The sequence below is a fragment of the Bradyrhizobium sp. sGM-13 genome (assembly GCF_018398875.1).
Lineage (GTDB): Bacteria > Pseudomonadota > Alphaproteobacteria > Rhizobiales > Xanthobacteraceae > Bradyrhizobium.
The window spans coordinates 179,021-197,281 of the sequence record NZ_JAGWDK010000008.1; the positions used below are offsets into that span (position 1 = coordinate 179,021).

Annotated in this window: 18 protein-coding genes and 1 pseudogene; 4 read left to right on the forward strand and 15 right to left on the reverse strand. The window is 62.1% G+C overall.

What is annotated here, in order from left to right; genetic code table 11:
- The first annotated feature begins 739 nt into the window (after positions 1 to 739).
- Both KJQ96_RS14545 and KJQ96_RS42015 read left to right on the forward strand, forming a co-directional pair.
- Entirely contained in the window at positions 740 to 934 is a 195-nt protein-coding gene (locus KJQ96_RS14545; protein WP_213287265.1) for a hypothetical protein, read from the forward strand.
- A complete protein-coding gene (locus KJQ96_RS42015) occupies positions 934 to 1,194 on the forward strand; it encodes a PilZ domain-containing protein (RefSeq protein ID WP_213287266.1) in 261 nt (86 codons plus the stop codon). The genes KJQ96_RS14545 and KJQ96_RS42015 overlap by 1 nt, the downstream gene beginning before the upstream one ends.
- A 47-nt stretch (positions 1,195 to 1,241) precedes the next feature.
- Here KJQ96_RS42015 and KJQ96_RS14555 read toward each other — a convergent pair whose 3' ends face one another.
- The 3 genes and pseudogenes from KJQ96_RS14555 to KJQ96_RS14570 all read right to left on the reverse strand — a co-directional run.
- Positions 1,242 to 1,415: a hypothetical protein gene (locus KJQ96_RS14555; protein WP_213287267.1), complete on the reverse strand. Its 174-nt coding sequence runs from the start codon at positions 1,413 to 1,415 to the stop codon at positions 1,242 to 1,244.
- A gap of 720 nt (positions 1,416 to 2,135) precedes the next feature.
- Positions 2,136 to 2,444, reverse strand: a complete 309-nt coding sequence (locus KJQ96_RS14560; RefSeq protein WP_213287268.1) for an H-NS family nucleoid-associated regulatory protein — start codon at positions 2,442 to 2,444, stop codon at positions 2,136 to 2,138.
- A gap of 1,472 nt (positions 2,445 to 3,916) precedes the next feature.
- Positions 3,917 to 4,179, reverse strand: a pseudogene (locus KJQ96_RS14570) (protein norD); the annotation flags it as partial.
- Here KJQ96_RS14570 and KJQ96_RS14575 point away from each other — a divergent pair.
- Together KJQ96_RS14575 and KJQ96_RS14580 are read left to right on the forward strand one after the other, a co-directional pair.
- On the forward strand, positions 4,138 to 4,830 hold the full coding sequence (locus tag KJQ96_RS14575; RefSeq protein ID WP_249734096.1) for a hypothetical protein: 693 nt from the start codon (positions 4,138 to 4,140) through the stop codon (positions 4,828 to 4,830). The pseudogene KJQ96_RS14570 and the gene KJQ96_RS14575 sit on opposite strands and share 42 nt — an antisense overlap.
- A 128-nt stretch (positions 4,831 to 4,958) precedes the next feature.
- A complete protein-coding gene (locus KJQ96_RS14580) occupies positions 4,959 to 5,234 on the forward strand; it encodes a hypothetical protein (RefSeq protein WP_213287270.1) in 276 nt (91 codons plus the stop codon).
- 105 nt (positions 5,235 to 5,339) lie between these two features.
- Here the strand turns inward: KJQ96_RS14580 and KJQ96_RS14585 are convergent, their stop codons facing one another.
- The 12 genes from KJQ96_RS14585 to KJQ96_RS14640 all read right to left on the reverse strand — a co-directional run bounded on the left by KJQ96_RS14585 (position 5,340) and on the right by KJQ96_RS14640 (position 18,249).
- The gene (locus tag KJQ96_RS14585) at positions 5,340 to 5,537 is read right to left on the reverse strand and encodes a hypothetical protein (protein ID WP_213287271.1); all 198 of its coding nucleotides are present in this window, start codon (positions 5,535 to 5,537) and stop codon (positions 5,340 to 5,342) included.
- 167 nt (positions 5,538 to 5,704) lie between these two features.
- Complete coding sequence (locus KJQ96_RS41670) at positions 5,705 to 5,926, reverse strand: MBL fold metallo-hydrolase (RefSeq protein WP_213287272.1); 222 nt, start codon at positions 5,924 to 5,926, stop codon at positions 5,705 to 5,707.
- Positions 5,927 to 5,954: 28 nt separating this feature from the next.
- Positions 5,955 to 6,539 (reverse strand): zinc-ribbon domain-containing protein, encoded by a 585-nt coding sequence (locus KJQ96_RS14595; RefSeq protein WP_213287273.1) that lies wholly within the window; start codon positions 6,537 to 6,539, stop codon positions 5,955 to 5,957.
- Entirely contained in the window at positions 6,530 to 6,883 is a 354-nt protein-coding gene (locus KJQ96_RS14600; protein WP_213287274.1) for a nuclear transport factor 2 family protein, read from the reverse strand. The genes KJQ96_RS14595 and KJQ96_RS14600 overlap by 10 nt, the downstream gene beginning before the upstream one ends.
- A gap of 17 nt (positions 6,884 to 6,900) precedes the next feature.
- Positions 6,901 to 7,812, reverse strand: coding sequence for a hypothetical protein (locus KJQ96_RS14605; RefSeq protein WP_213287275.1), 912 nt, complete (start codon positions 7,810 to 7,812; stop codon positions 6,901 to 6,903).
- Positions 7,809 to 9,530: a radical SAM/SPASM domain-containing protein gene (locus KJQ96_RS14610; RefSeq protein ID WP_213287276.1), complete on the reverse strand. Its 1,722-nt coding sequence runs from the start codon at positions 9,528 to 9,530 to the stop codon at positions 7,809 to 7,811. Before KJQ96_RS14610 ends, KJQ96_RS14605 begins: the two co-directional genes overlap by 4 nt.
- 18 nt (positions 9,531 to 9,548) lie before the next feature.
- Positions 9,549 to 10,049, reverse strand: coding sequence for a hypothetical protein (locus KJQ96_RS14615; protein WP_213287277.1), 501 nt, complete (start codon positions 10,047 to 10,049; stop codon positions 9,549 to 9,551).
- Complete coding sequence (locus KJQ96_RS14620) at positions 10,043 to 11,647, reverse strand: LysM peptidoglycan-binding domain-containing protein (protein WP_213287278.1); 1,605 nt, start codon at positions 11,645 to 11,647, stop codon at positions 10,043 to 10,045. Before KJQ96_RS14620 ends, KJQ96_RS14615 begins: the two co-directional genes overlap by 7 nt.
- Before the next feature lie 198 nt (positions 11,648 to 11,845).
- Entirely contained in the window at positions 11,846 to 15,370 is a 3,525-nt protein-coding gene (locus KJQ96_RS14625; protein WP_213287279.1) for a LysM domain-containing protein, read from the reverse strand.
- Positions 15,371 to 15,579: 209 nt separating this feature from the next.
- On the reverse strand, positions 15,580 to 16,140 hold the full coding sequence (locus tag KJQ96_RS14630) for a hypothetical protein (RefSeq protein WP_213287280.1): 561 nt from the start codon (positions 16,138 to 16,140) through the stop codon (positions 15,580 to 15,582).
- A gap of 93 nt (positions 16,141 to 16,233) precedes the next feature.
- On the reverse strand, positions 16,234 to 17,511 hold the full coding sequence (locus tag KJQ96_RS14635; RefSeq protein ID WP_213287281.1) for a DUF1521 domain-containing protein: 1,278 nt from the start codon (positions 17,509 to 17,511) through the stop codon (positions 16,234 to 16,236).
- A 366-nt stretch (positions 17,512 to 17,877) separates the two neighbouring features.
- Complete coding sequence (locus KJQ96_RS14640; protein ID WP_213287282.1) at positions 17,878 to 18,249, reverse strand: immunity protein YezG family protein; 372 nt, start codon at positions 18,247 to 18,249, stop codon at positions 17,878 to 17,880.
- Between the last annotated feature and the right edge of the window lie 12 nt (positions 18,250 to 18,261).

Consider the following 18,261-nt stretch of genomic DNA (forward strand, 5'->3'; position numbering starts at 1 on the left):
GCCTCGATGGAGGCTCCAATGCCGGTGGTCGAAGTAGACGGACCCCACGCTGCTGGCTCGCGTTAGTGTCTTGCGTACGGCGAACCGCCGGCATGCGCGAAGGATGGACAGACGCGAAGAAGGAAGAGGGATCAATGACAGGAATCCGGCTAACCTTGCTCATTGTCGCGAGCTCTTTTTTCACGCTCGCCGCTCAGGCCAGATGCGTTTGCCAATGTGTTGAGGGGCGCTTGCTACCGCGATGCACAACGAGCACCGATATTCCACCCGCCTGCCCCTTGTCGGTCTGTGAAATGACACCGCCATCCATTTCGCCGCCGATGCAGGTGCCACCCGTTGGCCGCTCCCAATGCTCGCAGCGTCAGGTCTTGAATCCCGCAACCAGACAATACGAATCGCGTGTTGTTTGCAACTGAAGCGATTCGCGAGCGTTCTCGAAAAGAGGTCTGCGTCAGCCCAGAATGAACATTACGGAAGCGATGGCGACCGAAACCTGCGCAATGATCCGGATCCCCACTCGCCGCTGTTCCCGATTTAATTCTTACCGCCCATATCAAGCTTAACGAGCGAATTCTGTTGCTCTCGATCTTCGTGCGTATAGCGTACACCACGCCGGACAATTGCCCCCGTCCGGCTCAATGTGACGAAGCCGTCGGGCGGCTTACAGTCAGTTTCGCCCGCCGCTCGGCGACTTCGTTGGCGTATGAGGCCGCTAACGAAACTGCGCGGAGACGGCTCCATGTTCACCGCAATTGACCCTCCTGAAACGCAAAGCTTTAAGCCAGCAGGCGCGGAATTCTGGCATCTTTGGACCGTGATATTTCCCAGGCGATCCATCACCGGCCGTCTCGTACACGGACGCGTGTGGCGCCGACATGACGGCCGCCATTGGCAATACAAGAAATTTATCGAGTACAATGAGGATGGAGAATGATGCCGAGTCCTCGCAACGATCGACGAGCAGTTCGCAGGGCAGGTATCGGGAGAGGCGCGCTGCTGTTCTTCAAGGGGCAGCCCGGCGCGCGCGGCTGCAGGGTCATTGACATCTCGGACTGTGGCGCAAAACTTCGGACACACAATCTATCGGTACTGCCGAGCACCTTCGAGCTGACCTTCGACAATTTTGAGACTAACCGAAGGTGCCGCCTGGTTTGGCGGGATGGCGAATTGCTCGGCATCGCTTTCGAAAATTAAAGGCTGAGCCTCATCGCATCCAATGAGCTGCGCATCTGAATAAGCGACTAGGGATTGTGAGACTTCGTCGGCCCTACATCGCTCGACGGCTGATTGAGAATCTGCAATCTACGCTCAAGCTCGGCCTTTTTGGCCTTCAGCTTCGAACTCAGGACATCTTGCATCAGCTCGCGGAGCTTAAACAGCTCATCGATCGTCATAGATTCCCATTCGCTGTTCATGACGCGCCCCCACAATCATGAGTCGAAACGACTATCGATTGTAATGAGGAGTTCTATGATTCGATAGAGGGCCAATGCCCGGTATTCGGCAATTGCCCGACTATTCCATTCCGTCGAGCTCGCGAACGTTCCATAGCGAAACTGCCAAGATGATAAGAGATGGCATCCACGCGAGCGTGGCTCCAAATGCTACGGCTTGCAAAGTGGTCATGGATCGCTCCCAATTCCCCACTCACGAACCTGACTGCTCGTAATTAAATTGTAGTTGACAGCTCAAATCTTGACGTGCCGATGCCGATATCAAGGCATTTATGCGGTGCGAACAGTTGGCCGCTTGGTCCGACTTGCCTGGTGATTGTGCGTGTGCGATGCAGCGCGAACGCCCGCCAGCGGATGAGCCTCAAAGTTTTTTATGCGACGCCTGACCGTCCATGCGCCGCCCATGCAAGCACAACTGATCGGCGGCCCCGGCAGGCTTTGCAGCCAGCAACCGGCAGTCTGAATTCCGTGTTGTTTGATCTGTCGCAGCTTCAAACGCGAACTGGGTATAATCCACTGACAGTGTGGATCTACGTCGACAGTCGCAAGCCGCTGTCGGGGAACAAGGTAGATCTCAAGCTGTTCGCAAACGCGGAGGTAGCGAAAGCGTGGTTGAACGGTACAACCCAGAAGGCGTTGCGTTTGCCTTGGGCTTTAGAGTTAGCCTTATCGGACGACGGCTTATCGTCGATTGACCGCCTTCTTAATTCTGAAATCCTCGATACGCCTACCCGAGCGCAACTGCGCTACCAGCCAAAGCGGCTGCTTGCCACGTCCGGCCCAGGTCTCGGAGGGCTGATCAGGATTGCGATATTTCGGGGGTACCGCAGGGTAGGCCCGGCGCCCTGACATTGGGGTTTCCAGCAGCTTCAGACGCGCTTCTAACTGCAGTTTTTCCGCCTGGATTCTTTGCTGCAACAACTGACTGACCTCAACATGCAGCGACCAAAGGTCGTCGGTACTCATCCGTTCGAGATCGATTCGTTTCATGACTAACTCCATCATCATTTCTCATGCACAGCTTCCGTTATTTCTCCGTTATTTGAATAATAAACCAACGTTTGCTTTCGGATTAAAGTCGGGTAAAAAGCGTAGTGAGCGCTTTTTAAAGTAAAATCGCGGCCAAAATACTCACAACTGGTTCCGATTGTGGAACCAACGCTGTAGCCAGAATTTTGTTTAGTTATTGGTGCATTTTGTTTTTAGTTGTGTAGGGGTTGAGTTATGCCAAAGCGCAGCCGCGACATAGAATTACTTTGTCAAAATAATGATCTAAGAGCACAATATGAAGAGCTAATTCGCTTGCGAGCGGAGGTCGCCGGCTTGCTCTTTCCTTTGAGAAGATCGCCGCCTCGCAAACTTAGGGTTGGCCGCAGCAATCGGTCGGCAGCACGAATAGTACAGCGAGGCAAGCGGCCAGCGTCCTGCGCACCCATCCTGTTACTAATGCCGGGGCGTAATGCTACATAGACCGCACTATGCCTCCGCTCCGGCGCCCGGTCGGCTGCGATTGCGTCGCATACGGCCCCACAGTCCGCCCGGGGCACTGAAGCCGCCCATTCGGCTTCACGCTGACGCCTAATTCGGCCTCCGCCATTAGCGCGGCGCGCCGTTCATGCCGGCGATCGCGACAGTCGTGGTCGTGTTAACACGCTAGTCGGGCCAGCCAGTTAGCCTTCGCCTGCCGTCTGGAAAGGACGTCCTCAATAGGGCTGGGTCATCTCTTTCGCGCCCGTCCAAGCACGAATCCTTGCTAGCGAGATGTGGCAAAGCGGCATCCAGTATCGGGGCTCCGTAGTTGTACTGTGAACACCGGCAACTGGCACGGCTTCTGCTGTTTAGGTGCCGCTGGGGTTTAATCGGTTCAATTTAGGACGAAGATGCAGCCGTACAAGTATTTTGATACCGGCGGCTTTTTTGACAGAGCAACGGGCGCATTCTTGTCCGGAGGCGACGAGAATCTCCGAGTATTTTCTGCCTTATGTGAACCTGAATACAGACTGTCACGACGAAGTAAAGGATAGCCTGATATTGTCAGGTGTGTGCGGGCGTAGGGGTAGAAAATGAAACAGCCGGTTGAAGTACGGACACATCGTCTTTTGCAAATCTCGACCGATCTTCACAACCGAATGGCTGAAGTTCAGAAACTCAGAGAAATGGTGCGATCAGCAGAGGCGGCAAAGCGCTGCCAAGAGCCGGTCCATCCAGCAGCCGTCATGCCTCCCGTCAGCAATGAGCTGCGCGTCTGAATCAGGCTTGCGCTCACCGTAGCTCAATCTTTGGCTGCTTGTACTTGCGTTGATCGCCGCGGCCGTCGTCACTTGAGGATCCGTGCCGTGCCTTGACCGCCTGCGGCAGCCCGCTGCGGACAGGCGGTCGAGCATTAACGGGCAAGCTGCCGGTAGATCGATGGAAGCGCCGCCGCCAAGCGGCCGATGTTGCCGACGATGGCGTAGCCGCCGCGCATGGCGCACCGCCGCGCCGATCCGCGCGTAGTAGCCCGGCTTGAGCGCGCCGATACGCCGCTCGACGGCAACTCCCATCGGCTCCTCGAACGACTTGGCCGTCTCGATACGCACCCAGCGCCGCCGCGATGTGAAGGTCAGGATGCTGTGATGGTCGCCACCGGTGGATAGCCCATGCGCGAGGACAAGCAGCGCTTCCTATCCACATCGAGAACGCGGTGGCCATCGACCCACGCGTCCGTGGAGAGCGAAACGTCGAGCTTCGGCCGGGCCGCTTTTCAGTGTTCGGCTATGCCCATATTCCCTCGTTCAAGGAGCATCAGCGCAAGATCGCGGAAGACTCCTTGCCCGACAGCATCGAGCGGCACCTCCAGTCCGAAACGATCGCGGAAGCCTTGCTGGACGCAGGCTACGTCCGCATCGGCCTCGATCACTTCGCGCTTCCCGGCGATAGTCTCGCCATCGCGAGGCAGGACGGCAGGGTGAGGCGCGACTTCCAGAGCTATACCGACGATTCCGCCGACACGCTCATCGGTCTCGGCGGCAGCGCCATCGGCCGCATGCCACAAGGATTCGTGCAGAATGTCGTTCCGACGCGCGACTATCTCATAGCCACTGCGAAGGGATACGCGTTCACCGATGAAGATCGCTTCCGTGCTGATATCATCGAGCGCATCATGTGCGGTCTTGCCGTCGATCTGCCCCGGGTATCGCGGTTGCATGGCCGCGACCTTCGATCCGCAATCGTCGACCGGTCACGGATCGAGAGCCTCATCGCGGACGGCGCTGTGACGATGGTCGATGATCGGCTTTCGATCAGCGACGGTGCCGAATTCCTGGTTTGCAGCGTCGCCTCGGCGTTTGATGCTCACCTTGTGCATTCCGCAGCGACGCATAGCCGCGCGGTCTGACCCGAATGTGCAGCGCAACAGCGGTGGCAGCATCCGCCGCGCCATCGCCAACACGCGCTCGGCTGCCCCGGTGGAACACTCCGCGCCCCGGCCCGTTCTCTTCAATTACAAGAGGAAGGAACTGTCAGATGATGAAAATCGCTATTACGGTGGCGGCTGCCGCAGCGGTGCTGACGACTGCTCCGATTGTCACTCCGGTTGAGGCCCAAGGCGTCGACGTTCAGGTCGGGCGGGACCGCGATTACGACAGGGACCAACGCCGACGGTACGACTCCGACACCACGGTAGGCGTCGGCCCAGGCGGTGTCACCATCGGTCAAGGACGACGCTGTCGTACCGTGACCACCACAGTTGAAAGAGACGATGGCCGCATGATCAAGCGCAAGGAGCGCCGCTGCGACTAAAAAACGGCGGAGCTACGTCCGGTCTCTGACCATAGCTCAACTCGGAGCGGGCATCGAGCGATGACGCTTGCGTCGCCATCACTTTGTGCGCCGGCGTGTCTCCGATCAAGTCTTGGCCTTCTGATCCGAGGCCGCCTCGCGGGCCAGTCGCTCTGCCTTCAATCGCTCCCTGTTTGCATGGAGCGCCTGTTGGGCGCGTTGATACTCGGAAAGTGCTACTTTGGCGTCCGCGTCTCTGAAGACCTTTCGAGCTTCCCGTTCGGCCGCGGTGGGCGTCCTCCGCTCGGATGTGCGATCGCTCATTTGCTCCTCCTTCGGTCGCAAACGGCCCTGGCGCCAAGTGGTGCGCGCATCAGGATCGCCAACCTAGGTGGTAAGGTTTTCCTCCGGCTTGAATTTTGGGGTGTAAGTACCAGAGGCAGGGATTCGACGCCTGACGAACCCGTTGGTTCCATTCTGTCTTGGCGGCTTCAAGTCGCATGGCCGGTGCCCCCACCTCGGATATCGCATAAGCGCCCCGTGGCGTACGTCAGTACACGCTCCTGCAGATGGAGGCGCGCGTTGGGGAAGCGGTCGAAATTACCGACATGGTCATAGTGCAAATGCGTCAGGATGACATCCGCGACCTCGGTCGCATTGATGCCTAACGCGCCGAGCGTCTCCACCGGATCATGGAAAAGGCTAGGCCGCATCGCAAAGATATTGGCGCCCTATCGCGCGTCATCGAGAACTACTGGGCGGGGCGCCGAGGATGCGAAGCAAATTGGGATCGTTCTGCAGGGTGTGAGCGCCAATCCCTAGGCCACCGAGCGCGTAGACGCCAATCGCAATCCCGCCGACGGCCCAATATCCCGTGGCGATTCCGCCGGCCCCGAGGCCCAGCGCCAGCGCCATTCCACCAACGCACAGGATGCCGAGGCTGATGCCGCCGAACGCAACCACGCCCATCGCAACCCCACCAAAGGCGGCGAAGCCAACGGCGATATTGCCCACCGCAATAATGCCGCGGGCAGGCCTGAAGCCGACAAGCCACGTCGGGCCGAGCATGACGTGGATGAGCGGCAGACCGAACAGAATTATCTGTGACTTGTATTCATAGAAGTACGGCCGCCCTGCCCATGCACCGCTCGTCGCTGTTGCGGAACTTCGTTCCTGCAAAGGCCTGCCGCATTCGGGACAGGCCGTCGCCTGTTCGCTGATCTCCCGGCCACAATCCGCGCACCGCACCAAAGTCATCCTGGCATCTCCCGCATTCCTGATGTGCAGGTTCGCCCCATTTCTCAATCGGAGCTGAATCAGTTCCACATGTGAACGGCGATAAGCCAGCCCGTGCGTTCGCGCGCGAATATGTTCAGCCAGTTGCCCTTGTAGGGACCGCCGCCGCCGAGTCCCCGAAGTGTCCAGCGGCCCGACGCGACCAAAGCGGCATCCTTCGCGAACACGTCACCAAGATCGACGACATAGTCGCGAAAGCCCTGCGCGCGGATATCGGCGAAGAACGTGCAGATCGCCTCCGCGCCGACGACGGTCGATCGTCCGGGCGGCACGATCCGGGCGTCCGGGGTGTAGAAGCGGGCCAGATCGGCGACCTTGCCTGAGTTGAATGAATGAGCCCACTCATCGATGAGGGCTTGTGTCTGTTGCTGCATGATTGACGATTTCTCCCTCATCTGCGTGCGAAATCATCGGGCGCGACGGCCTGCTGCTGTGCTACGCCAAGCAAAGGCCAGAATACCCAGTCCTCAAGCGGACAGAGGGGCGTGATGGCCTCGTCCACGCCGGTTGGTCGGATCCGCACGCTATCCGTCGACGGGTAGTCGAGCACAATGCGTATCGCTCCGAGCCGACGGGCAAAGCTCTGCGAGCCGGAGATCGTTTCGACCTGAAGCGCCGCTCGCGGCCCATGGGTGAGCAGGAGGCGCGATCGGCCGCTCTCTTTCCTGACCGCTTGGGCGAAAGCCTCCGGCGGCATATCGGTCAGATAGTAGATGACTGTGCCTGGCGTCGTAAGGCGTGCGAGGCGTGGAAACCAGCGCCCTTGTAGCGGCAGCAATACCAGAGTGATTCCGTGCGCCCGGCGCAACAGGTCGGCGATGATGCGCAGCCGCGGCTCGGGCCGCTGACCCTGATGCAACAGGACCACCTGACTGAACCCCCGGTTCTTGCCAAGAAATGCCGCAAGCCGAAACAGCACAGAGAAGACGCAGACATGGTGGATCGTATCGACCCAGAGTGGCCCGAAGCCATCGAGCCCGCGCGCCTCGCGAACGTGAAGCGTGTGCTCCACTGCGCCGAGATATCTCATCACCTGATCCGTCGACATGTTCTGCATGACAAGCGGCTCAAACGCGAAATCGATGATGTTCAGCGCGGCCTTCCGGTTGGCTGCATCAGGCAAATTCATGACACCGCTGCGGGCGCGCAAGAGCATGTGGTCGAGGCGACTCCCGTCGACCTGCGCGATCAGGCGGTCGCGCACATGGCGGCTCGCCCTGCTGGCGGCAAAGGCGTTGGCGACAAAGGTGTCGAACCTGTCGGCAGTCAGATCGAAGGCGCCAGCCGGCGTAATCGCATTCACGGCTCTGAGCTCTCCAGCACCTGATCCGCCCCGGTCGGCCGGTGCGAAGGCGCAGCCTCCAGCGCCGGTTCACCGGCAAAGAGCATCGCGCTGTCGATCTGCCGTCCGTGCAACACGCTCACCTTTTCCAGCACGCGCGCCTGGGCGGCCTGCAGCGTATCCAGCGAATGACGCTCGCCGGATTGCCTGGCTTCGACAGTTGCTTCCTCAGGGACCCATTGCTCGGCCGAGACCACACCGAGATCCTTGGCACGGCTGAAGATGTATTCGGCCGTATTCCATTTCCAGCTCGGACAGGGCAGCGCCGCCTCTGCCGGATTGCTGTAGATGAAGCGATGTGCACAGAAGCCGCCGCACATCGGCAATATCTTGCACGAGGCGCAAACCGAGTTGTCGAACGGCGTCCAATGGGACCACAGGCTGGCGTTGACGCTATCGTGGAGCTTGTCCGGCTCGAAGATGCTGCCGGTCCGCTTGCTGGGATCGTGCGCCGTCTCCCAGCACTTGTGCACATCTCCCTCGCCCGACACGACATAGCCGCCGTGCGAGGCCGCCACGCACATTCCGGCGAATCCGCTTGACGGCGTCTGAATGGATGCGAAGCCAAGACGGCGCGCGCGCTCCTCCAGAGCGAGCACCTTGCGATTGAATTCCGCGCGCGAGAGTCGCTCTTCGAAGGCGCTGCCGCTCTCCGGCGTTGAAGCCTCAATCGGCGCAAAATAGGCGCTGAAGTTGCCGCGCTTGGCGAAATTGCGCTCGACGAAACAATCGAGCATCGCATTGACGTTGTCGACGTTGGTCTGGCCGACATTGACGCGCGCATTGATCGAGATTGCAGTCTGGTCCAGCGCTTCGGCGATATTGTCGAGGATGCGATCGAAGGTGCCGTGCCCTGACGTCAGGGGCCGCATCTTGTCGTGGGTTCCGCGATCGCCATCGATGGTCACCTGCACCCAGCGGACGCGACGCGTGTAGAGCTGGGCGGCCATTTCGCCGTTCAGGAACCAGGCGTTGGAGACGATTCCGGCGCTGTAGGAAATCTTGTGCTTGTCGCAATAGGAGATCAGCAGGTCTGACAGGCGAAAGATCGAATCCTTGCCCATCAGGGGCTCGCCGCCGTACCAGACGACACTCAGCGATTTGAGATCCTTCTTTGCCTTGACGAAATCGACGATGGCATTCTGCACGTCGGGCTTCATCTTCGTCGTCGGCTTGTTCAGGCCCTGGAAACAATATCCGCAGGCAAAGTTGCAGGCCATGGTCGGCGCGATCGTAAGCGTAAGGCTACCTTTGGCGCTCCGTGTCGCTTCGTAACTGTCGCGGACGACGGCAAACTCGTCGACGATCGCGCCGACCACGTGGCCGCCGCCGACGAGCGCTTCGAGCAACAGGCGGTCGCTCACCTCGCTGCCTGAAAACGCCGGTCGTTCGGCCAACCCGCGATAGATCCCGGCCTCGCCATCGGACAGCAGGATGAGCGATCGTGTCCGCGAATTGAAAAGCAGCGCGGCGCCATCGGCAAGCCTGACCGGAATGTCGTAGCGCGAGACTTTGTAGCGGCTCGCGCCCGGCTCCCGCTGGCGGCCATGAACGGTCGCCAGCGCCTGCCGGGCGGCCGCCTCCAGCGCATCGGCTCGCGCGGGATTCTGCGCCAGCAACGCGATCTCGGCGGCCTGCGGCTCGCCGTCCTGGGAAACCTGGCATTCGAAATCTGGCATAGCTCGGTCCCGTGCTGGTTAGCGCGTCTGCGACAGGGCGGATCGTGCCGCCGCGATCTGCGCCAGTGTTGTTTCCGCCAGGTTGGCAAGTATGTCGTTCCACAAGGCGAGGAACGCGTCGGCCCGGATCGAGGCATCGGTGATGGCAGTGCCGGAGGCCTCGTCGAGCGGCAGCCCGGTCAGCGTGACCACCCGCCGGTTGACGGCCATGGTGGTGAAATCTCCATGGCGGCCGATTCCGGTGACACGCAGAGCGAAGCGGCCGCCCAGCGCCTCCAGATGGCGAACATCGTAGAGCTGTGGCAGTAATCCGAGCATCAGATGGCGGAAGAACGCGAAGTTTCCCGCCGCTCCGGCCGGGCTACGCCACGCACCCTCCAGCAGCACCTCCGGCGTGAGCCGCACGCCTGACATGAAGCTCGCGAGCGCGATCGGATTCGACGCGTAGCGGCGGCCCGCCGCCGCGATCTCGCGCATGCTGATGCGCGCGGTGCTGTTGCGCATATCGATCATCAGCATGACGGCAGCACCGGGATGACGTTCACCGCGCAGAACGAAATTGGATCAAGCACCGGCGCATCGACGCCGCAGACGCCACCGAGATTGGCGGCACAGACACCGGTATCGACGCCGCAGGCGTCGGCGCCCGCCTTGGCGGCGCAGGCATCCGCATCGGCCGCACAGGCATCGAGCGAGGCGTTGGCCGCGCAAGCATCGGCATCGGCCGCGCAGGCGTCCGCCGACGCATTGGCGGCGCAGGCATCGGCATCCGCCGCGCAGGCCTCCGCGACCGCATCGGCTGCGCAGGCGGCGGCGTCAGCGGCGCAAGCCTCGACGGACGCGTCGGCGCCGCAGGCGTTGCTGTCCGCCGCACAGGCTTCCGCGCCCGCATCAGCGCCGCACACATTGCCGTCAGCCCCGCAAGCTTCGACGGTGGCATCCGCGCCGCACACGTTGCCGTCCGCCACGCAGGCCTCCGCGCCTCCGTCGACGGCGCAGGCGTTGCCATCAGCCACACAGGCTTCGACGGTGCCGTCCGCGGCGCAAGCGTTGCCGTCGACGCCGCAAGCGTCCGCCCCGACGTTGGTTCCGCAGGCATCTCCGTCTGCGGCGCAGGCCTGGATAGTGCCATCGGTCCCGCAGAGGTTCCCATCCGTCCCGCACGCGCCAGCGCTACCCTTGGCGCCGCAGGCGAGATTGCCGTCGACCCCACAGAGCTTCGGCCCGCTGTACTTCGAGCCACAATAGCTTCCGTCGACGCCGCAGGCCTTTCCTTCCGTAAACTTGGCGCCGCAGGTCGCGTAGTTGACGGCGCAGACCGCACCGGCCCTGGCGTTCGCCGCACAGGCGCTTGCCTTCGCGGCGCATCCGGCACCGCCGCCCGCGGCGGCGCCACACGCACCGATGTCAGCGGCACAAACCGTGCCTATCCCTGCAACGGCGGCACAGCCGGTTCCCTTTGCTCCGCACGCCGTGCCTTCGCTGAGCTTGCCCGCGCAGGGCGATGCGTTCAATCCACAGGCCGTGCCTATACCCACATCGAAGGCGCAGGGCGTGGTTGTGTTTGCTGCACAGGCTGCGCCGGCGCTCGCATCGATGCCGCACGGCACGGTCGGACCCGACGCGGGCTGTGCGGCCGGCGTTCCTGTTGAGGGCGGCGTGCTCGGTGCCCCCGTCGAGGGTGGCGCACTTGGCGTTCCAGTGGGAGGCGGCACGCTCGGCGTGCCGGTGGGAGGCGGAGCGCTCGGCCGCGGCGGCGAGCCCAGCGGCACATGCACGGTTTCGCTCGGATGAATCCGGTCCGGATCGCGGAACTGTGGATTGGCCTTGACCACATCCGGGTAGGGACGATCGTACTGGCGCGAAATGCTCCAGAGCGACTCGCCTTCCTTGACGCGGTGGTCGATGACGTTGTCGTTGGCGGCGGCATTGGGCCCTGCCCGTCCGTCTTGGACCGCAGACGCACGGTCGGCGCGGGAGGCATCACGAGGGGCGGCGTCAGGCCGGCTCGCGCGCTGCAAGCTCTCTGACCAGGCCTGAGCGTCGCTGCTGCTTTCCTCTTTCTTCGCCGGCCGCTGTGAGCGGGCGGCGAGTGGCCTGTCGATGACCTTCGCCATTGTCCAATCCGCCAGTTGCTAACAAAGGTTCGCCGCTGAAGCACTCTGGTGGCTGCGGCCACCGCTTCCTACACACATTGGATAGCGCGCAGACCTGACATCGACCTGACGAGGCCATGACTACGGTTAAGGGTGCGGTGGTTATCGCGAAGCCTGGCAAGCAGCGAGGAGTGGCTCACAGGGATGATCGAAACGTGCTCAGCCAAGAATTGCCTCGCCGAACAGCACCCGTGCATAGTCGCGGAGAGCCGTCATGCTTCTTGGATTGGGATCTTCGATTCGTGCCGGGTACCAGCTTCCCGGCACGGCACGATACTCGCCCCGGAAACGATGATCCTGCGGGTCATACAGGTAGCTTCCGCCGAACTCCGGATCTTTGCCGGGAGGCGCCCACACGTTGCGATCGTTGGATGCCGTAAGCGGGAAGCGCCCCGAATCGTCCTGATCGACCGTATGCGCCTGATCGACGAGATCGCATACCTTGTCGGGATCCATCCGATTGAGCCGCTCCATCAACTGCTCGGGCGTCACGCCGAACTGGCTGGCGGTTGTCGCAAGTGCGGGCCCGGCACTGCCGCCATCATTGTTGCTGTAGTCGGACAGCGCCGCGGCGATCTCCGGCCGATAGCCGGCCGCCTCGAGGAATTCGCGGCTCGGCCCCTCGAATCGAGCCTTGTCCTTTGCGTCGTTATAAAAATAGAGACCGATTGCGGAGGCGAGCACCAGGCCTGCGCCCACCGGACCGCCCCACGTCGCCAGCCAGCCGCCGCTCGAGGCCACGGAGCCGGCCGCCATCAGGAAGCCGCCGCCGGCGCTCGTCGTATAGAGGCCGGAGGCAATCCAGTCGCCACGGGCGGCCGCATCGACGGCGAAGGCGCTGTCGATCAATCCGCCTCCGATCTTGAAGTAGGTACTGAACTTGACCCAGCCTGGCTCGAGCGCAAGCCCGGTGCGGTTCGCTTTTGCGAGAATGGATGTCGAAAGACGCTCGGCGCCCGGCATGGCACCGAGACCGAGCCAGCCGCGCTGCGCGCCGACGGCAAGCAGTTCAGCCGTTTCTTTGCCAGTGCCGATCGAGTAGTAGACCGCCTTGGTCATGTTGAGCAGATGGCCTGGATCCTTCGCGAACTTGTCCCATGCCAGCGCCGCCTGATAGCCGTTGAAGGCAGCGCCAAGGCCATTCATGCTGCCAAGGAAAGCGGACGCCTTCTTCGGATCGAGCTTGACCTCCTGGCCGGTTCCGAAAATGTCGCGGACGGTGTTCGAGGCGGTCGCTCCCGCCGATGGTATGGCGGCGGTTGTGCCGGCGCCGAGATCGACGATCGCGTTTGAAGAGGACGGCTGCGACGTCATCAATGCGTTGCCAAGCTCCTTGACAAAGCCTCTGGTGCTGCTGACCGATGAGTTCGGCGTGGCTGACGGCGACAACGTCCCCGCCTCCTGTCCAAGCACAATGCGCAACACCTCGTTGCTGCCCTTGTCGCTCAGTCCCATCGCGAACTGCACTTCCTTGCTGCCGACGAACTCGTTGCGCGTCTCGGTCAGCCGCTCCGTCGTCGGCAGGCCCTGCAGCCGCGGCAACGCATTGTTCAGCGCCATGCTGGTGCGCACCGCGCTATAACCCAACCCATCGACCGCGTTGTATGCGCGATCGAAGTTCGGCAGCAGATCCGGCCGGTTGGCGACGTATTCGATGGTGGCGCGATCGAGCTGCTCTGGCGACATCGTGCCCGACCAGTCGGCGCGCAGGCGGCTCACCTCGGCAGTCGCATCGCCGAACGCCTTTACATCGTCCTTGATCCTGCCATGCAGGACCTCGACCCCGACCCGGGTTGCACTAAGCAGGCTGTCGGCCTCGCCGGTCCGGCCAGTGTCCTTGAGTTGCGTCGCCATCTCCAGCGCCAGCGTCGCACCGGTGCCGTCGCTAACCGATTGCATCACGGCTTCCTGGTAGGCGGGCAGCGGATAGGTCGGGCTGTTCTGTGCGTGCGGCTGGAATTTCTCGCTCGGCAGGTGCCGCACCATGATATCGGCGACCTGCCTCGTCACCTCTGCACCATCATTGCCGCGCGCGGCGTAGTCCGTTGCGGTGGCAATATTCTTGTAGACGCCGGCGACGTCCTGATATTCGATCGGCCCGCCTTCGGTGAGGCTGCGCTTCATGTCGGCGGCAATGCTGTCGATCGTCGGCCGACTTGCCGCGACGATCCGCTCCGCCGTCTCCGGCGAGACGCTTTCGGTCTGCTGACGCAGTGCCTCGGCAGCCGCCTTCGCGCCGCCGGTCTGGTAGGCATTGCGCACGGCCTCGACACCAGGCTGCACGGTCTTGTTATACGTCGCCTGGTCGACGATCTCCCTGAATGCGGCGTCGTCCGGACCGTGCTGCTGGATCAAGGCGGCGCGCGCAACGATCGCCATTTCACGCTGCTCAGGCGGCACCTGCCCGGCCACGCTGTCGAGCTGCCGCTCGATTTCCTCGCGCAACACCGTCCGCTGCGTTTCGAGATCCTGCTCGAGAGCGGCCAGTCGTGCCTGCTCGGCAGGACCGGCGTTGCGCGCCGCATCGACGTCGCGTTGCGCCTGCGCAACCGCGCCATACTTGTCGACGATGGTGCCGAGCGTGTCGCGCGTCCAGCCTTGGCGACGCCATTCGTCGGTCACGTTGCGATAGGCGGTGTCAATCGTATCCCCAACCTTGGGATCATTGGCGAGGCTTCGCCTGAGCTCGTCGATCTGCGGGAGGACGGCTTCCTCCGGATAAGGCTTACCGGTCCCGATCAGCCGCAGCTGCCCCTCGACCTCCGTTCGTACGTTGCCCCACGCCGTGCCTGCGGCGTTTCGCGCCTCCTGCAGCTCAGCGCTGGCAAGCCGTCGATCGCCCGCCGTTGCATTCGGATCGTGCGCCATAGCTTCGAGCGACGCGAGCGAACGGCCGGCCGCCCGCGCATCGCGGACCATTCCATTCAGTTCGGCCCGCGTCGTCCCGGTCTCCCGCCATTCCCTGTCGACCGCCGCGCGCGCATTCTCCACCGTCTGCTGATACTTCGGATCGTCGGGAACCCGGCTGCGGATTTCATCCAGCGCGGGACCTGTCGCCACGTCCGGAAGCGCCGTCTTGCGCCCTGCTTCACGCAGCTCGTTCTCCACGGAACGCTGAATGTCGCCCCATTGCTTCGACACCTCGCCGCGCGCGCTTTCCAATTCGATGTTCGCAAGTTTGCGCGCTGACGGCGTGGAGTTGGGATCACGCGCCAAACGTTCCAGCGACACCACGTTTTCTTCCGCGCGATGGGCACCGCCGACTTGCTCGCGCGCACGCACCACCCGCGGATCAGAATTTGGCACGAACGCGACATCGCCGGGCTTGATGAGATCGGGATCGCGAAGCTGCTTGTTGGCCTTCAGAACATCGGAAAACGGCGCGCGATACTCCTTTGAAATCCCGTAAAGTGTGTCCCCGGGCTTTACTTCGTGCGGGATCTCGTTTCCGCGCACAGCTTGCGGATTTCCGTCGATCCGGCTGCGCTCGCGCTGTGTCTTCTGCAGGGCGGCATCGAACTCCGGATCAGTTTGCCCGGTAGCGGTGCCGCGGTCGTTCCGGGCGACGCCCGGCTGCACCTGGTTAGCATTTGCCCGGGACGTCCTTCGATCTTCCGCGGCAGCTTGCTCGGGAGCCGTTCGCTGCTTCTCCGTTACACTCCGCGCAGGGCTTGCACCAGACATCGATTTAGCTCCGGTCCTCAACAAGATTAGGCATCAGAAATGGCGGCATCTGCCGCATGCGCGTCATTGATCCGCGCGACGTCTTACGGCTTCAATTCGGTGATTTGCGCCCGCATGAGATAGACATACGGCCGACGCCGATCGGTCAGCAGAATTTCTGGCCGACGAAGCTGATGACAAGCTGACGTGGGAAGATGCTGGCGGCAGCGTCAGCGCGGCGCCGAGACCGAGCGCGCCACCAGTTCAAACTCCGCCCGGCGCGCGCCGAATTTCTGCTTCTCGCCGACGCAGACCGTGGTGGTTCGCCCCTTTGGCGTCTCGATCAACATGAAGAGAGTTCGAACGTCCTGCGCCCGCGCGGGCAGGCCCGGCCGCGACTTGAAATCGCCTATCATTGCAACGCCGCCAATTCCGTTGACGTTGAAATGCTCGGTCGCGGACACATCGTAGTTGATGGCAATGGTTGCCCGCGCAAGATCGAGCCAGCGCTGCGCTTCGACGATGTCGTTGATGTCGCTTTGCTTGAGCTCGGCGTTCTGCGGCAGCGGCGTGAACGCAACCTGACAACCCGTATCGCTGTCGGATGGCTTCTTCACCTCGAACCGCACCACAAAGGTCGGCGTCGGACCCAGCGCGCGGGCGATGTAACCCTCGGGAGGATCGATCGCCAGTCCGGTGCTTGCATCGCGCAATGGCTCCGCCGTCGCGGGCGTAATCAGCGCCAGCGCAAGGCACACATCAAAACATAGACGCTTCAAGCGGTCGAGCACGATCACGCTCTCCTGCGCGGCATTGAGAGAAACGGCGTTAGCCCTGACGGAACGACCGTCAGGGCCAAACACTTCACGTTAGTCAGGCGAAAATCAGGCCGCCTGTGAAAGGTCCTGCTGTCCACCGTCGGCTCCGCCGAGCAGGCGCCCAAGCAGCGATACGACCGTCTTCAGGGCATCCTTTTCGTTCTGCGGCAGGTTGAGGCGATCGACCAGCGACGAGAGCGTGCTCAGGATCTGATCGAACGGACCGCCGCTGGCTCCGTCCTGCTGATGGGCCGGAGCAACGTCACCGCCCTCACTGGCCCGCGGAGCCGCAACTGGCTGCGGCTGCTGGCCACCGCCAACGCTGCCGGCGCCGTTCATCACGCGACCGAGCAGCGACACCACCGTCTTGAGCGCGTCCTTCTCCTGCGGCGAGAGGTTCAGCCCGTCGATCACACGGTTAAGATTCTGCAGGATCTGATCGTCGGTACCGCCAGTACCCTGGGTCGGCCCAGTTCCTGCATAACCGTCAATATCCTTGATACTGTTTCCGGTGATTTCCTGGCCGTTCGGCAGTACAAGATCATCGATCTCGCCGTTCTTCGTCTTCATGACAGTGCCGTCTTCATACTGCTGATCGAGCGCCTGCCCTTGTCCGGACTTCAGCTCGGTCTTCAGATTACCTTGGAAGCCGGTCATTTCGGCAGCCTGATCGCCGCGCGTAATGGCGACCTTTTCGATGTAGGTCTTGCCTTCGCCATTGGTCGGATCGATCGTGATCTTGGTGCCGTCGGGCAGTTCGAAGGTCGCGGGCTTGCGATGGAAGTCGGTCTTGTCGCCGTCGCCGGTCTCGATATGAGGGTCGCCCCAGACCTTGAACTTCTTGCCGGTCTGCTTGTCGGTGACTTCCAACTGACCCTTGTGTTCAGTGCTGGCGGTGATGCAGTAGCGGCCGGTGTCGACCGTGTTGCCATTGACCTTGAAGGGCTCGCCGCATGAGCTGCCGGAGGAACTGCCCGTCGACGGCGAAGAGCCCGAGGGTTCTTCTGCGCCATCGCTGCCGTTGCAGCCGCAGTGGCCGCCCGGCTTCTTCCCTCCACCGAGCACGTCATCGCTGGCGAGCCTACGGACGAGCCCGGAGAACGTCTCAAGCGCGCTGCCTTGCGCGTTCGGATCCTGGCCAGCCGAGACGAAGTTTAGTGCCCCGGTGATCAGTCGAACGCGTTCGCCGTCGCTCCATTGAGCGCCGGATTGGCCGGCGCTTTTCAGGATACTCGAGAAGATCGACGCCACGTCCTGCTGCTCGTTCTGCTGTACACCGCCGCCCGCAAGTTGCCGGAGGCGATCGGCGTTGCCCATCATGCTCTGTGCGACATCTGAAATCATCTTGCTGCTCCTTCGCATCCCGTGATTGGTCAGTCGCAGAAGCGACCGAACTTGGTCCTTGCCCGGCCTGCCGTAGTGCTCGTTCCGTGCAGGCTTCGGGTCAGTTTGATCGATGAACCTTGAAAAGCGTGGGCACCGCTGACGTACCGCACGCCGGCTCATGGCCGCACCATAGGCATGCAAGCTTTCGAGAACCTGACGGGGGTGCGGATTTTGCGGCACCGCCGGCCATCACCGGAGTCCGTCGCAAACCTCGTGCCGACGAAAATCTCACCGGCAGCTCGATTGCGATCGTTTCAAGATTAGCCGACGCGACGTCCGACTGGAGCCGGCGATTGCCCCCGCCACTGCGAAGGACTCAAGTGGTCATTGCTGGCGTGTGCGTGCGGCCGCCGCGTCCAGGCGCGCCGACAGGTCGGCGTCGTAGACGAAGTTCGCGAAGAATTCGCCGTCCGGCGTCACCCGAAATGTCGCCTTGTTCCAAGGCTCGTGCGCGCTCGAGGTCATGATCGTCTGCAGCTTCTTGATGGCTTTCGCAACCGCGTAGTCGAGACGATCGACATCCAGATCGGCAACGCCTCGCTCCGCGGGGTCGCGCGTATAGTCTCCGGTAAATCCGGTCGACGTCTTCCAGATCTCGGTCTCAAGCCGGATTTCCTGCCACGGTTCGTCGACCGCGGCCACGAGCGCGTTCGCCACGAAATCGTAGATTTCCTCGACGGTATTCAATTCAGCCATGGCATCTGCTCC

Coding starts and splice junctions, on each gene's coding strand:
- KJQ96_RS14580 (WP_213287270.1), top strand. CDS start 4,959: ATGATGAAAATCGCTATTACGGTGGCGGCTGCCGCAGCGGTGCTGACG.
- KJQ96_RS42015 (WP_213287266.1), top strand. CDS start 934: ATGCCGAGTCCTCGCAACGATCGACGAGCAGTTCGCAGGGCAGGTATC.
- KJQ96_RS14625 (WP_213287279.1), bottom strand. CDS start 15,370: ATGTCTGGTGCAAGCCCTGCGCGGAGTGTAACGGAGAAGCAGCGAACG.
- KJQ96_RS14545 (WP_213287265.1), top strand. CDS start 740: ATGTTCACCGCAATTGACCCTCCTGAAACGCAAAGCTTTAAGCCAGCA.
- KJQ96_RS14600 (WP_213287274.1), bottom strand. CDS start 6,883: ATGCAGCAACAGACACAAGCCCTCATCGATGAGTGGGCTCATTCATTC.
- KJQ96_RS14585 (WP_213287271.1), bottom strand. CDS start 5,537: ATGAGCGATCGCACATCCGAGCGGAGGACGCCCACCGCGGCCGAACGG.
- KJQ96_RS14560 (WP_213287268.1), bottom strand. CDS start 2,444: ATGAAACGAATCGATCTCGAACGGATGAGTACCGACGACCTTTGGTCG.
- KJQ96_RS14620 (WP_213287278.1), bottom strand. CDS start 11,647: ATGGCGAAGGTCATCGACAGGCCACTCGCCGCCCGCTCACAGCGGCCG.
- KJQ96_RS14555 (WP_213287267.1), bottom strand. CDS start 1,415: ATGAACAGCGAATGGGAATCTATGACGATCGATGAGCTGTTTAAGCTC.
- KJQ96_RS14610 (WP_213287276.1), bottom strand. CDS start 9,530: ATGCCAGATTTCGAATGCCAGGTTTCCCAGGACGGCGAGCCGCAGGCC.
- KJQ96_RS14635 (WP_213287281.1), bottom strand. CDS start 17,511: ATGATTTCAGATGTCGCACAGAGCATGATGGGCAACGCCGATCGCCTC.
- KJQ96_RS14640 (WP_213287282.1), bottom strand. CDS start 18,249: ATGGCTGAATTGAATACCGTCGAGGAAATCTACGATTTCGTGGCGAAC.
- KJQ96_RS41670 (WP_213287272.1), bottom strand. CDS start 5,926: ATGCGGCCTAGCCTTTTCCATGATCCGGTGGAGACGCTCGGCGCGTTA.
- KJQ96_RS14615 (WP_213287277.1), bottom strand. CDS start 10,049: ATGCTGATGATCGATATGCGCAACAGCACCGCGCGCATCAGCATGCGC.